General features: G+C 45.6%; 10 protein-coding genes. All 10 read left to right on the forward strand.

Annotated features, from left to right (window positions below; genetic code table 11):
* Window positions 1-9 precede the first annotated feature (9 nt).
* The 10 genes from UWK_RS10035 (at window position 10) to qmoC (ending at window position 13242) form a co-directional block, all read left to right on the forward strand.
* The gene (locus UWK_RS10035; protein WP_015404258.1) at window positions 10-672 is read left to right on the forward strand and encodes a riboflavin synthase; all 663 of its coding nucleotides are present in this window, start codon (window positions 10-12) and stop codon (window positions 670-672) included.
* A gap of 77 nt (window positions 673-749) precedes the next feature.
* Complete coding sequence (locus tag UWK_RS10040) at window positions 750-1961, forward strand: bifunctional 3,4-dihydroxy-2-butanone-4-phosphate synthase/GTP cyclohydrolase II (protein WP_015404259.1); 1212 nt, start codon at window positions 750-752, stop codon at window positions 1959-1961.
* A 45-nt stretch (window positions 1962-2006) separates the two neighbouring features.
* Window positions 2007-2474, forward strand: a complete 468-nt coding sequence (ribH, locus tag UWK_RS10045) for a 6,7-dimethyl-8-ribityllumazine synthase (RefSeq protein ID WP_015404260.1) — start codon at window positions 2007-2009, stop codon at window positions 2472-2474.
* A 122-nt stretch (window positions 2475-2596) separates the two neighbouring features.
* A complete protein-coding gene (nusB, locus tag UWK_RS10050) occupies window positions 2597-3022 on the forward strand; it encodes a transcription antitermination factor NusB (RefSeq protein WP_015404261.1) in 426 nt (141 codons plus the stop codon).
* 153 nt (window positions 3023-3175) lie between these two features.
* Window positions 3176-5359, forward strand: coding sequence for an FtsK/SpoIIIE family DNA translocase (locus tag UWK_RS10055; protein ID WP_015404262.1), 2184 nt, complete (start codon window positions 3176-3178; stop codon window positions 5357-5359).
* A 248-nt stretch (window positions 5360-5607) separates the two neighbouring features.
* Complete coding sequence (gene aprB, locus UWK_RS10060) at window positions 5608-6024, forward strand: adenylyl-sulfate reductase subunit beta (protein WP_015404263.1); 417 nt, start codon at window positions 5608-5610, stop codon at window positions 6022-6024.
* Between the two features lie 76 nt (window positions 6025-6100).
* Window positions 6101-8119, forward strand: a complete 2019-nt coding sequence (aprA, locus tag UWK_RS10065; RefSeq protein WP_015404264.1) for an adenylyl-sulfate reductase subunit alpha — start codon at window positions 6101-6103, stop codon at window positions 8117-8119.
* 265 nt (window positions 8120-8384) lie between these two features.
* The gene (locus UWK_RS10070; RefSeq protein ID WP_015404265.1) at window positions 8385-9647 is read left to right on the forward strand and encodes a CoB--CoM heterodisulfide reductase iron-sulfur subunit A family protein; all 1263 of its coding nucleotides are present in this window, start codon (window positions 8385-8387) and stop codon (window positions 9645-9647) included.
* Between the two features lie 3 nt (window positions 9648-9650).
* Window positions 9651-11903, forward strand: coding sequence for an FAD-dependent oxidoreductase (locus tag UWK_RS10075; RefSeq protein WP_015404266.1), 2253 nt, complete (start codon window positions 9651-9653; stop codon window positions 11901-11903).
* Window positions 11904-12042: 139 nt separating this feature from the next.
* Window positions 12043-13242: a quinone-interacting membrane-bound oxidoreductase complex subunit QmoC gene (gene qmoC, locus UWK_RS10080; RefSeq protein WP_015404267.1), complete on the forward strand. Its 1200-nt coding sequence runs from the start codon at window positions 12043-12045 to the stop codon at window positions 13240-13242.
* Window positions 13243-13299 lie beyond the last annotated feature (57 nt).

Consider the following 13299-nt stretch of genomic DNA (forward strand, 5'->3'; position numbering starts at 1 on the left):
TAGAGAGTAATGTTTACAGGAATAATAGAGGGCACCGGGAAGTTATTGGCCAAGCGTAATGTTGGTGGAGGGATGGCGTTTGATCTCCAGGCAGGTTTTGATCTCACAGATCCGGAAGAGGGAGAATCTATTGCGGTAAACGGTGTCTGTCTGACAGCTTATAATATTAAAGGACGGAAATTTACCGTTGATATCTCGCCCGAAAGCCTTTCACGCACCATCCTTGGTCGTATTGGTGTGGGAGGAGCGGTGAATATGGAACGGGCTCTTCAGCTGACTGATCGTCTTGGAGGGCATATCGTCTCGGGTCATGTCGACTGTGTGGCAACTGTTCGTGAAAGGCAGCCCAGTGGTGACTTTACCCTGTTCTCTTTTGGCTTCCCCAAAGAATTTGGCCGTTACGTTATTGAGAAGGGGTCGATAACTATTAATGGGGTGAGTCTTACTGTAAATAGTTGTACAATGGAAACCTTTGAGGTTTCCATTATCCCTCATACACTCCAGGTGACGACTCTTGGAGTGCTCAAGCGGGGAGATGAGGTGAATATCGAAGTGGATATCATAGGTAAGTATGTTGAAAAGATGCTTCTTCCGAGAGAGTCAGGAGGTACAGTTCCTGGATCAGGAACCACCATTAATCCGGCGTTTCTTGCAGAAAATGGATTTTTTTGATGCCCTTAATCCATTCTTTGCGGGGATAAGGTATTCTCCGCGAATATACGAAAAAATAATTAAATAGGTTGATTGTTATGGCAGTGAGTTCAATTGATGAAGTTCTTGAAGATATTAAAGCCGGTAAGATGGTTATCCTGGTTGACGATGAAGACCGAGAAAATGAGGGTGATCTCTATATGGCAGCGTCCGCAATCACACCCGAGGCGGTCAATTTTATGGCTACCCACGGCAGGGGGTTGATTTGTCTGACCCTGAGTCCTGAGTTGATCGACAAGCTGGAACTGCCTATGATGGTTTCTGAGAACAAATCGCCCTACGGCACTGGTTTTACCGTCAGTATTGAAGCTACAACCGGTGTGACAACAGGGATCTCTGCCGCAGATAGGGCACGTACCATTGAAGCTGCCGTGGCACCTGATGCTAAACCGACAGATATTATCAGCCCTGGTCACATCTTTCCCCTTCGTGCCCGTGAGGGTGGAGTCCTTGTTCGCCTTGGTCAGACTGAAGGGTCTGTCGATCTCTCCCGCCTTGCAGGGCTCACTGCAGCTGGTGTGATTTGTGAGATAATGAAAGCAGACGGAACCATGGCCCGGATGCCCGATCTTGAAATATTTGCAGCAGAACATGATTTGAAAATATGCACCATTGCCGATCTCGTTGCCTATCGTCTGCGTGAAGATGTTCTTGTGCATCGCGCGGCTGAGGCACGAATACCAACGGAACATGCAGGCGAGTTCACAGCTGTTGTGTATAAAAATGATGTTGACAGCTTTGAGCATCTTGCGCTTGTCAAAGGCCAGATAGACCCGGAGAAAAAGGTGCTTGTTAGGGTTCACTCCGAATGTTTGACAGGAGATGTGTTTGGGTCGGCCCGCTGTGACTGTGGAGACCAGCTCCATGCTGCCATGCGAATGATCGACCAGGAGGGAACTGGTGTTGTCCTCTATATGCGTCAGGAAGGACGCGGCATAGGTCTGGTCAATAAGTTGAAAGCATATAATCTGCAGGATGAAGGCCTGGATACCGTTGAGGCCAATCATAAACTCGGTTTTAAGGCGGATCTTCGTGACTATGGAATCGGTGCTCAGATTCTTCGTGATCTTGGGGTTCGGAAAATGAGTCTGCTCACCAACAACCCCAAGAAAATCATTGGTCTTGAGGGCTATGGAATAGAAGTCGTCGATCGCTTCCCCATTGAGATGGCGGCAAGTGAAGAAAACAAAGGATATCTCCAGTGCAAGCGTGATCGAATGGGCCATCTTATTGAAGTGGATGAAGATTGAGCGAGAAAGAAATTAATACAGGAAAGAAATAAGGACTCGGAAAATATGGCAAATTACATTGAAGGCAATTTAAAGGCGGACGGAAAGAAATTCGGGATTATTGTTGCCCGGTTTAATTCATTTATTTGTGAAAAGCTTCTTGAAGGTGCGCTGGACAGCCTGCTCCGGTCCGGAGCTTCTGACGGTGATATCGATGTTGTGAGGGTTCCAGGTGCATTTGAGATCCCCCTTATTGCCAAGAAAATGGCTAACTCCCAGAAGTACGATGCCATAATTTGTCTTGGAGTTGTTATTCGTGGTGCAACACCACATTTTGACGTTGTTGTGAATGAAGTCTCGAAAGGATCCGCCCAGGTTGGACTTGAAACCGAGGTTCCGGTTATTTTTGGTGTGTTGACTACCGAGACCATCGAACAGGCTATTGAACGTTCAGGTACGAAGGCTGGTAATAAAGGTTCTGAGGTTGCTGTTGCCGCCATTGAAATGGCAGACCTGATATCTAAGTTTCAATAAGAAGTTGTGGCTGTGTTGTTCGTACTCCTGCTACCTGTTTGATAAACGGGTAGTGGGGTATTCCCCTCCTTCCATGAATTGTTTTTTTTGTTTTTAACTATACATTCTTTTGTAAATTTGCCATGGGCATACGTCGAAAATCACGTGAAGCTGTGTTGCAGTTTCTCTTCCAGGATGATTTTAAGGGATTTGAAGCTGGATTTGATCAGGATCTGGCAAATCGTTTCGTCGATTTCTGTTCCCTGTACGATGTGCAGAAAAAAGCACGTCCCTATGCCCTCGAACTTCTCGAAGGTGTCTATGTCAGGCGTGCAGACGTTGATTCTGTGATAAAAAAACATGCAAGTAACTGGCGGCTGGAACGTATTGATTTGACGGACAGAAATGTTTTACGGATTGCAGTGTATGAAATGATATATTGTGATGATGTTCCACCAGAAGTTGCCATCAACGAGGCTGTTGAAATAGCCAAGCGCTTTGGTACAGGGGATTCTCCGTCTTTTGTCAATGGTGTACTTGATGCTGTGAAGACAGGGATCGCCAAGTAGTATTCTCTCTTTAATTAGTATTCAAACCGCTGTAGTTAGGCTCCTTCCCGCATAACTTGTCGTCTTGCAATTTTGAGCAAATCGATTACATCGATTACTGCTTATATTATCTTTTTCTCTCCTTTTTAATTTTTAAATATATAGTTATTTACCATGACACAAGTCAGCAAGAAAACACGGCCCAGCTTGAAACAGGAGGCCACCGCAGTTCTAGGGGTATTCCTGTCTCTGTTTCTTTTTCTCAGCCTTGCCTCTCCATATTTTGCAGGTGATGGTAATTGGGGGGGAGAGATAGGAATGTTGATTGCTCAGATTCTTACCGGTGTTACAGGGTGGGGGGCATATCTTCTTGCTGCTCTTCTGCTTATTCTCTCTTTTTTGTTTTTCAGTCCCAGGGTGGCTTTTGAACGTCTACCACAAATCACTGCAGGCCTGACCGGATCGGTACTTTCCGCCTGTGCGTTGTTTTCAGCCTTTTCTCTCAAAGGATGGGCATCAATTGATGCAGGCGGAGTCATTGGAAAAACCATATTCACTGTTATGCAGTCACTCGTGGGTGGTCCCGGAACAGTTCTTTTTCTTTTGCTTATTTTTCTGATGTCCTTCATGCTGTCGACTCAGTTTTCCCCCTATCAGCTTACTCTTTTTCTATGGCGTGTGACCAAAAAAGCAGGCTGTGGTCTCAGGAATATCCTCGTTTTTGGTAACGAGAGAAGAGTTATGCGAAAAGAGGCGAAGAGAAGTGCAAAGACTGTTACTGCTGTTGAGAATGGTCCAAGAGTGAGAATCCCTTCTGGTCGTGTAGGAAGAGAAACTCCTGATGCAGTAGGGCCAAGCCTTGGAATGCCAGTGGTGAAGGAGATTGCTAAAACGTCTGAAGTCTCAGATGATGATGACTTCGCCGCACGCCTCGTGGCTCGAGGTGACTGGAAACTGCCTCCCATAAGTCTTCTTGAAAAAAATAGCAGCCAGGGAGGCGTGGTTGATAAGGAAGTTTACTACCAGGTGTCTAAGAAGCTTGAGCAGAAATTAAAAAATTTCGGGGTTTCCGGTAAAGTTGTGGGGATATCCCCAGGCCCTGTGGTGACAACCTATGAATACTCCCCTGCGGCAGGAGTGAAAATAAATAAAATAGCGGGGCTTGCTGATGATCTTGCACTTGGGCTCAAGGCTCAATCTGTACGTGTTGTCGGTTCGGTTCCTGGTAAAGCTGCACTTGGCATTGAAATACCGAATCCGAATCGTTCAGTTGTTTATATTCGAGACCTGCTCGCCTCGGAGGAATATCGAAAAGTCGAGGATAAACTTGCTATTGTGCTTGGGCTTGATGTGGTTGGGGCACCTTCAATTGTCAATCTTGCTAAAATGCCGCATCTCTTGATTGCCGGTTCAACCGGCTCAGGAAAGAGTGTTGCTATTAATACCATTATTGCTTCGATTCTTTACAATGCGACTCCTGAAGAGGTGCGCCTGCTGATGGTGGATCCAAAACGTATTGAGTTGTCAGGTTATGAAGGGATCCCCCATCTTCTCCATCCTGTGGTGGTAGAACCGAAACTTGCATCTCGTGCCCTCATGTGGGCTGTACGAGAGATGGAGAGGCGCTATAAATTACTCGAAGTTGCCAGGGTGAAAAGCTTTGATTCGTATAATGAAAGTGCCGAAGAAAAACTCCCGTATATTGTAATTATTGTGGACGAGCTGGCTGATCTGATGATGGTTGCTTCTAAGGATGTTGAGTCTTCCATTGCAAGGCTTGCTCAAATGGCACGGGCCGCAGGAATGCACCTTATTTTGGCAACCCAGCGACCGTCGGTTGATGTTCTCACCGGCCTTATTAAAGCCAATTTTCCAACTAGAATTTCCTTTAAAGTTTCTTCAAAGATAGACTCCCGTACCATTCTCGACACTTCGGGTGCTGAACACCTTCTCGGTGCCGGGGACATGCTTTATCTTGCAAATGGCTCGTCCGGGTTGCAGCGGGTTCATGGTGCCTACATATCAGAGGCAGAAACTGAAGCCATTATCACATTCTTAAAAGAACAGGGGAATGCCAGTTATGATGAATCGGTAACCTCTGCAGTAGAAGACGAGGGAAATGATGGAGAGGCAGCAGGAGATGAAGAGTATGATGAGCGCTATGACGAGGCTGTGAATCTGGTCTGTGAGTCTGGGCAGGCATCAATTTCCATGGTGCAAAGGAGACTGCGTGTAGGGTATAATCGAGCAGCCAGAATGATCGAAATGATGGAGAAAGAAGGGGTCGTTGGGCCAGCAGATGGAGCGAAACCACGAGAGGTTTTTGCCCGCAAGGATTACACCTCTGAGCTCATCTGATAGCGAATGAATTTTCTTGACAATTATTTGGCAACCATATATAAATTCAAACTGGTTAAAAATGAGTGATGGTTCATTTAGTGGGATGTTCGTGCTAGGTGTAGTTAACTTGTTGGTACCAAAACTTTTTTGTGTTGGTGGAGCATTATTGAAAAGCCAGACTTTTTTTGATGTTCTTTTTTTTAGTGGTATAGTTGGCCCGGTCGGTTCCGGGTCGCAAAAAGTAAATTAACTGAGGAGGTAGTTTAATGCCAAGTTATGTAGATCCTTCCAAGTGCGATGGTTGCAAGGGTGGAGACAAGACTGCATGTATGTACATCTGTCCCAACGACCTGATGGTACTTAACAAAGAGGAAATGCGTGCCTACAATCAAGAGCCAGATGCGTGCTGGGAATGTTACTCTTGTGTTAAAATTTGTCCGCAGGGCGCAATCTTTGTTCGTGGATACGATGACTTCGTACCCATGGGCGGACAGGTTCATCCTATGCGTAGTGCTGATTCCATCATGTGGACCGTTAAGTTCCGTAATGGTAACATGAAACGTTTCAAATTCCCTGTTCGTACTACTGCTGAGGGTGCTGCTAACGCATATCCCGGTGAGAAGGGTGCTAACCTGGATGACGAGTGCCTTCTCCTCGAGTCCAGTCTGCCGACCCCTAAATAATTCTCCCTCAGAGTGTTGAGAAGAATCCATTGAATTATTTTAAAAAAACATTTTGAATCTATAAGGAGATTTGAATATGGCGTTACCAAATAAACCCAACGGCGAGCTTAAGGCCGTTGAGAATCCCGAGATCGTTGAGCACGATGTTGACGTACTCATTGTTGGTGGTGGTATGGCTGCTTGCGGTACTGCTTTCGAGATCAAAAAATGGGCCAGCGATGACCTGAAGATTGTCCTTTGTGACAAAGCTTCCATGGAGCGTTCCGGTGCTGTTGCTCAGGGTCTGTCTGCTATCAACACCTATATTGGTGAGAATCCAATCGAAAACTACGTGAAGATGGTTCGTAATGACCTGATGGGCGTTGTTCGTGAGGATCTTATCTATGACTGTGGACGTCACGTGGATGAGTCCGTTAAGCTTTTCGAAGAGTGGGGTCTCCCCGTTTGGAAGAAAGATGCTGATGGCGAAAACCTTGACGGTTCCAAGCCTGCCCCAACCCTGCGTGAAGGTGGAACCCCTGTACGTACCGGTAAGTGGCAGATCATGATCAACGGTGAGTCTTATAAGTGTATCGTTGCTGAGCCCGCTAAAGCTGCCCTTGGTGAGGAAAACTGTCTTGAGCGTATCTTTATCGTGAAGATGCTTCTTGACAAAAACAAGCCAAATCAGATTGCTGGTGCTGTTGGTTTCTCTACCCGTGAAAACAAAGTACACGTTTTCCGTTGCAAAGCTGCTCTCGTAGCTTGTGGTGGTGCTGTTAACATCTTCCGTCCCCGGTCTACCGGTGAGGGTAAAGGTCGTGCATGGTATCCAGTATGGAATGCCGGTTCCACCTACACCATGTGTGGTCAGGTTGGTGCAACCATGACCATGATGGAAAATCGTTTCACCCCCGCTCGTTTTAAAGATGGATACGGACCTGTTGGTGCCTGGTTCCTTCTTTTTAAAGCTAAGGTTCAGAATGGTCTTGGTGAGTTTTATGCAAACACTGATGCCGTGAAAGATGAGCTTGAGAAGTTCATGCCTTATGGTGCTTCTGCTGTTACTCCTACCTGTCTTCGTAACCACTTGATGCTCAACGAGTTGAAAGAAGGTCGCGGACCAATCTACATGGCCACCGATGTTGCCCTGAATGCCTTCCTTGATGAACGTCGCGAAGCTGGAATGGACGAGAAGTCTCTGAAGAAATTCTGGAAACACCTCGAGTCTGAAGCATGGGAAGATTTCCTTGATATGTCCGTTGGACAGGCTGGCCTTTGGGCTGGTGCCAACGTTGAGCCTGAGAAAGTAGGTTCTGAAATCATGCCAACCGAACCTTACCTCCTTGGTTCTCACTCCGGTTGTTGTGGTATCTGGACTTCAGGTCCCGATGAAGCTTGGGTTCCAGATGTTGCCAATGATTCCCGCGCTCATAAGTACAAATGGGGATACAATCGTATGACCACCGTTGACGGACTCTTCACCGCTGGTGATGGTGTTGGTGCTTCCGGTCATAAGTTCTCCTCAGGTGCTCATGCTGAAGGACGTATCGTTGCTAAGCAGCTAGTGAAATTCTGTCGTGATAACGCTGACTTCAAGCCAGAGCTGAAGCAGACCGCACAGGAACTTGCAGACGAAGTTTACGCTCCAGTTAAACTGTACAATGAGCATGTCGGTGCTTCCACAAGCTCCAACGTTAACCCCAACTTCTGCAAGCCTGCAGGTATCATGATGCGTCTCATGAAAGCCACCGATGAGTATGGTGGTGGTGTTGCGACATACTACATGACCTCTGGTAAACTGCTGGGTATTTGTATGGATCTTCTCAAGCTTCTTCGCGAAGATGCAGAGAAAATGGCCGCTGGCGATCTTCATGAATTGCTTCGTGCCTGGGAGAATTACCATCGTATCTGGTGTGTAGAGATGCATATCCGTCACATTCAGTTCCGTGAGGAATCCCGCTACCCAGGATTCTACTACAGATCTGACTTCCCAACCTGTGATGACGAGAACTGGAAAGTTTTTGTTAACTCTACTTTCAATCCTGAGACTCAGGAGTGGTTGTGTGAGAAGGTTGAGTGTATTAACATCGTAGAGACCGACCCCTGGATCTAATCCAAGGCTGTAGGACATACGCATGATAACAATCTCCAGGAGTCTTCGGACTTCTGGAGATTTTTACTATGTGGCACTTGTGGTTGATTAGAGGCAAGGAAATGGGAATCTTTCCTTTATTCTGATGAGTTACAATGTTAAAAAAAAGAGCCTTTGATTCTTGAATTTGTTTGTTCTTAAATTGAAGCGTACTGAATGTCAGAATTGCACTTGACCGGAAGTATGTTTTCAAAGGTAAATATTAAGAGTACTAATGGAGGTTGGTATGACTGACGAGCAAGGCACTTCCGGTGCAATTTTGGTCGTAGGCGGTGGTATCAGCGGGCTCACTGCAGCCCTTGAAGCCGCTGAAGTCGGTAATGATGTGTACCTGGTCGAGAAAAATGCGTATTTTGGCGGTCGTGTGGCACAGCTGAACCAGTATTTCCCCAAACTGTGTCCCCCTAGCTGTGGACTGGAAATTAACTTTAAACGTATTAAGGATAACCGTCGTATCCGTACCTACACTATGACAAGCGTAACAGCTGTGAGTGGTGGACCCGGAAATTACGAGGTTACTCTCGAAACATCACCCCGCTATGTCAATAGCAACTGTACTGCATGTGGCGAATGTGCTGATGCTTGTCCAGATGAAATTGACAACGAGTTTAACTTTGGAATGAATAAATCCAAAGCAGCTTATCTTCCACATGAGATGGCCTTCCCTCGTCGTTATGTGATCAACAAAGAGGCACTCACCTCTGCAGGTGCCGATGCTGTTAAGGCCTCCTGTAAATATGGTGCTGTTGATCTTGATATGGCGACAGAAAGTAAAACAATCAATGTTGCATCCATTATCTGGGCCACAGGCTGGACACCTTATGATCCAACCAAAATGGACAATCTGAAGTTCAATGAATCCAATGCCATTGTCACCAATATGATGATTGAGCGTATGGCAGCACCTGGTGGACCCACCAATGGTGCAATTCTTCGTCCCGGTGATAATAAAGAACCAGAATCTTTTGCTTTTGTTCAGTGTGCTGGATCCCGTGATGAAAATCATCTTGAGTTCTGTTCATACATCTGTTGTATGGCCACATTCAAACAGATGACGTACATCAGAGAACGCTACCCTGAAGCAAAAATTTATGTCTTTTATATTGACCTTCGTACTCCCGGTAAATACGAGAAATTCCGTGAGAAACTCATGAAGGATGCAAACTCAACATTTATCAAGGGTAAAGTTGCTGAAATTATCCCCGAGTCCGATGGTTCTGTTACTGTTGTTGCAGAAAATGCAGTAACTGGTGAGAAGATCAAACAGAATGTTGATATGGCAGTTCTTGCTACCGGTATGCAGCCATCTCTTGCTGTTAATGGTACTCCTGTTGCACTTGACACGGATCCAAGCGGTTTTGTTAATTCAAATCCCGAGACCGGTGTGTTATCTGCAGGTTGTGCATGCAGAGCCGCCGACGTTGTTACAAGTAATCAGTCAGCAACAGCTGCTGCCCTGAAGGCAATTCAGGTTTCCAGGAGGTCATAATCAATGGATAAGAAAATTTGTACCTATATATGTACAGGTTGTGGCATAGGAGAAGCCCTCGATATTGATGAGCTCTCTGGTGTTGTAACTGGTGAGATGTCACAGGAATGTAAAACCCATTCTGCTCTTTGCGGGCCTGAGGGGCGAGCGTTCCTTGAGAATGAAAAAAGTAGTGAAGGTATCAACACCTTTAATATCTGCGCCTGTTCTCCTCGTGTTATGCAAAGAGAGTTTGATATGGGCGATGATTGCATCACCGTTCGTGCCAACCTTCGTGAGCAGGTAATCTGGTCAGCTGGAGAGGCTGAAGAAGGCCAGGAAGATACTCATAAGGAATGGTTGCAGGAAACTGCAAGTGATTACATTCGTATGTCCTGTACCCGTGCCAAAAAAACTGAAATGCCTGAAGCCTATGAAATGGAATCCATGAACAAGGATATCCTGGTTATGGGTGGTGGTATTGCAGGGATGACTGCTGCTATTGAAGCTGCAAAGGCTGGTTCTAAGGTCACCATTATTGAAAAAGCTGATGTTCTTGGCGGAAAGGCTAACGGTTGGGCTAAACAGTTTCCAACTTCCTATCCCTATGCTGAACTTGAAGAAAACTCCATTGGAGCAATGATTGCCGAGGTTGAAGCCAGTGCAAATATCACCGTAAAAACCGCGACTGAGGTTGCTCGTATCGGCGGTGCTCCCGGTGCTTTCAACGTTACTCTTAAAGCAGCTGGAACAAAATCAGAGTGGGATGCTCCTGCCAAGGTTGGAGTAGATGAGCAGGAACTGATTGATAAAGGAGAAATGGAAGATCCTAATGCTGGTCTTCAGCCCTATGCAAAAGCTAATGATGCTGGAGAGAGCTTCGGTGCAGTAGTTCTTGCAACGGGTTGGATCCCTGCTGATGTCTCAGAATACGAGCATCTTGGTTATGGTAGCAACGATAAGGTCGTCACCAACGCTGAGTTTGAGGCCATGGCTAAAAACGGCAAACTTGATGGCGTCAAAAAGGTTGCTTTCATTATGAGCCCTGGTGCAGATGAGCATGATGAGGATTTTCCTTATGCTAACTCTGTAACTTCAATGGTTGCCTTGAAGCAGGCCAAATATGTTCGTGAGAGCAATGCAGACGCCCAAGCCTATATTCTCTATCAGCACATGCGTACTCCTGGTAACATGGAGCTTTTCTATAAAGGTGTGCAGCAGGATGATGGAATATTCATGACCAAGGCAACTGTTACAGGTGTTGAGGGTGGAACCGTTCATGCAAAAGACACGCTTCTTGGAGAAGATCTTGATCTTGAAGTTGATCTTGTAGTACTTGCTGCTGGTATGGTACCCACTACCAAAGTTGAGAATACCATCAATCTGGCCTATCGTCAGGGGCCTAAATTTCTTGATCTGGATCTCTTTGACGGGTACGCAGATTCTCATTTTATCTGCTTTCCATATGAAACACGCCGTACTGGTATTTATGCCTGTGGTGGTGTTCGTAAAGCGATGAATATGCAGGAGACCATAGATGATGCCACCGGTGCGGCACTCAAAGCCATTCAGGCCATTGAGTCTACTGATCGTGGTGTCTCTGTTCATCCTCGCTCAGGAGATAAAACATATCCTGAGTTTTTTATGCAGAGATGTACTCAGTGTAAGCGTTGTACTGAGGAATGTCCATTTGGCGCACTTGATGATGATGAAAAGGGAACACCACTTCCGAACCCATCACGCTGTCGTCGCTGTGGTACCTGTATGGGCGCCTGTCCAGAGCGTATTATCGGATTCAAGGATTACAATATCGACCTGATCGGTTCTATGATTAAGGCTATTGAAGTTCCTGAAGAGGATGATGACAAGTTGCGGATTATAGTTTTTGCCTGTGAGAACGATGCCTATCCCGCCATTGATATGGCCGGAATGCGGAAGCATAAGCTCAGTCATATGATAAGAGTTATTCCGGTTCGCTGCCTTGGTTCCGTTAATATGGCCTGGATTCGTGATTCAATGTCCGCCGGTTTTGACGGTGCAATGCTTCTTGGATGTAAATATGGGGATGACTATCAGTGCCATTTTGTTAAGGGGTCTGAGATAGCCACCAAGCGTATGGAGAACATAGGTGATTCTCTCTCAACTCTGGGAATTGAACCTGAGCGTGCAAAGTCAGAATCTGTTGCAATTACTGACTATGACAAAATTTCTGACATTTTAGGCGAATTTGTTGAGGAAATTGTCGAAATGGGTCCAAATCCATTCAAGGGTTTTTAGGTCTGTTATTTTATCGGGTATCGGTGTGACTCTTCTTGCAAAAAAGGGAGAACACCGGTACCATGTTCAATTTAATTGAAAATTAATATTTTTAAAATATTGCTATACGACTTGATAAAAGAACAGGAGGAGTAGAACCATGGATGTTCAGCCCGATTTAGATTTTATTAGATATTTGAAAACAGCTGGCGGTGACACTATGAAAAAGTGTTACCAATGTGCCACCTGTTCAGTAGTGTGTCCGTTGTCCACTGAAGAAAACCCTTTTCCACGTCAGGAAATGATCTTGGCTGGTTGGGGACTTAAAGATAAGCTTGTTGCTGATCCTAATGTTTTTCTTTGTCATCAGTGTGGAGATTGTACAGCATATTGTCCGCGTGGTGCAAAACCTGGTGATGTGCTTGGTGCAATCCGTGCCTATGCATATACTGCCCTTGGATGGCCAACTGGTCTTGCAAAACTTGCATCCACCGCAAAAGGCCTTCCTATGCTGATTGCAATTCCAACTGTTGTTATATTCGTTCTTTGGGCGATTTCTGGTGGAATGACAATACCAGGAGCAGAAGAGTTCGCAAAACATGGATATCAGCGTTTCTTTGGCCACTGGGACTTCCATTGGTTATCAAAAAATGTTGCTTTTATTGATTTCTTTATGCTTGCAGCCGCTGGTCTTGCAGTTGTTGCCTCCTATAAAGGGGTAACGAAGATGTGGAAACAGATGTGCGAGAGGGAAGGAGTTGATCCCAATTTCAAACCTTCAATGGTTCAGATGGTTCAGAATTTTGTATGGCCATCTGTCCTAGAGATTGTAAAGCACACCCGCTTTAAAGAATGTGGTACTAACCGCAATCGTGAAACTGGTCATAAGCCACTGATGTGGGCTTTTGGTGGCCTTTTTATCGTTACTGCATGGTCTGCTTTTGCTAACGATGTTCTTGGCTTGTGGATTCCAAGTCTTCATGGTCCCATGTCTGTATGGAATCCTGTTAAAATTCTTGCCAACGTCTCTGCTGTTGCAATGATTGTTGGGGTTGGAATTTTATGGATGAATCGTTCCAAGGCTGAGTCTGAAGATAACATCAGTCCAACCTTTTATGACTGGTTTCTTATTTGGGAAATAATGGCTGTTGGCGTTACCGGTCTTCTTGCTGAAGTTGCTCGTTGGGCCGGACTTGCTGCACCTGGGTATATTATTTATTTTATCCACCTTGTAACTGTTATGATGCTCTTTATGTATATGCCATATACAAAATTTGCTCACCTTATTTATCGTACAACCGCAATGACCTTTGAGAGGTATCGTGAAAGTGCTTTTGTGAAAAATCCTCTTAATGAATAGTTTTTATAGGGAAGTATGAGTTAAGGCTGTGTCTTCGGGCACAGCCTTTTTTTTTGT

The sequence above is a fragment of the Desulfocapsa sulfexigens DSM 10523 genome (genome assembly GCF_000341395.1).
Classification (GTDB): domain Bacteria; phylum Desulfobacterota; class Desulfobulbia; order Desulfobulbales; family Desulfocapsaceae; genus Desulfocapsa; species Desulfocapsa sulfexigens.

What these genes read in the sequence shown, in the direction of transcription:
- UWK_RS10035 (WP_015404258.1), top strand. Translation starts at nt 10, where the DNA reads ATGTTTACAGGAATAATAGAGGGCACCGGGAAGTTATTGGCCAAGCGT.
- UWK_RS10040 (WP_015404259.1), top strand. Translation starts at nt 750, where the DNA reads ATGGCAGTGAGTTCAATTGATGAAGTTCTTGAAGATATTAAAGCCGGT.
- ribH (WP_015404260.1), top strand. Translation starts at nt 2,007, where the DNA reads ATGGCAAATTACATTGAAGGCAATTTAAAGGCGGACGGAAAGAAATTC.
- nusB (WP_015404261.1), top strand. Translation starts at nt 2,597, where the DNA reads ATGGGCATACGTCGAAAATCACGTGAAGCTGTGTTGCAGTTTCTCTTC.
- UWK_RS10055 (WP_015404262.1), top strand. Translation starts at nt 3,176, where the DNA reads ATGACACAAGTCAGCAAGAAAACACGGCCCAGCTTGAAACAGGAGGCC.
- aprB (WP_015404263.1), top strand. Translation starts at nt 5,608, where the DNA reads ATGCCAAGTTATGTAGATCCTTCCAAGTGCGATGGTTGCAAGGGTGGA.
- aprA (WP_015404264.1), top strand. Translation starts at nt 6,101, where the DNA reads ATGGCGTTACCAAATAAACCCAACGGCGAGCTTAAGGCCGTTGAGAAT.
- UWK_RS10070 (WP_015404265.1), top strand. Translation starts at nt 8,385, where the DNA reads ATGACTGACGAGCAAGGCACTTCCGGTGCAATTTTGGTCGTAGGCGGT.
- UWK_RS10075 (WP_015404266.1), top strand. Translation starts at nt 9,651, where the DNA reads ATGGATAAGAAAATTTGTACCTATATATGTACAGGTTGTGGCATAGGA.
- qmoC (WP_015404267.1), top strand. Translation starts at nt 12,043, where the DNA reads ATGGATGTTCAGCCCGATTTAGATTTTATTAGATATTTGAAAACAGCT.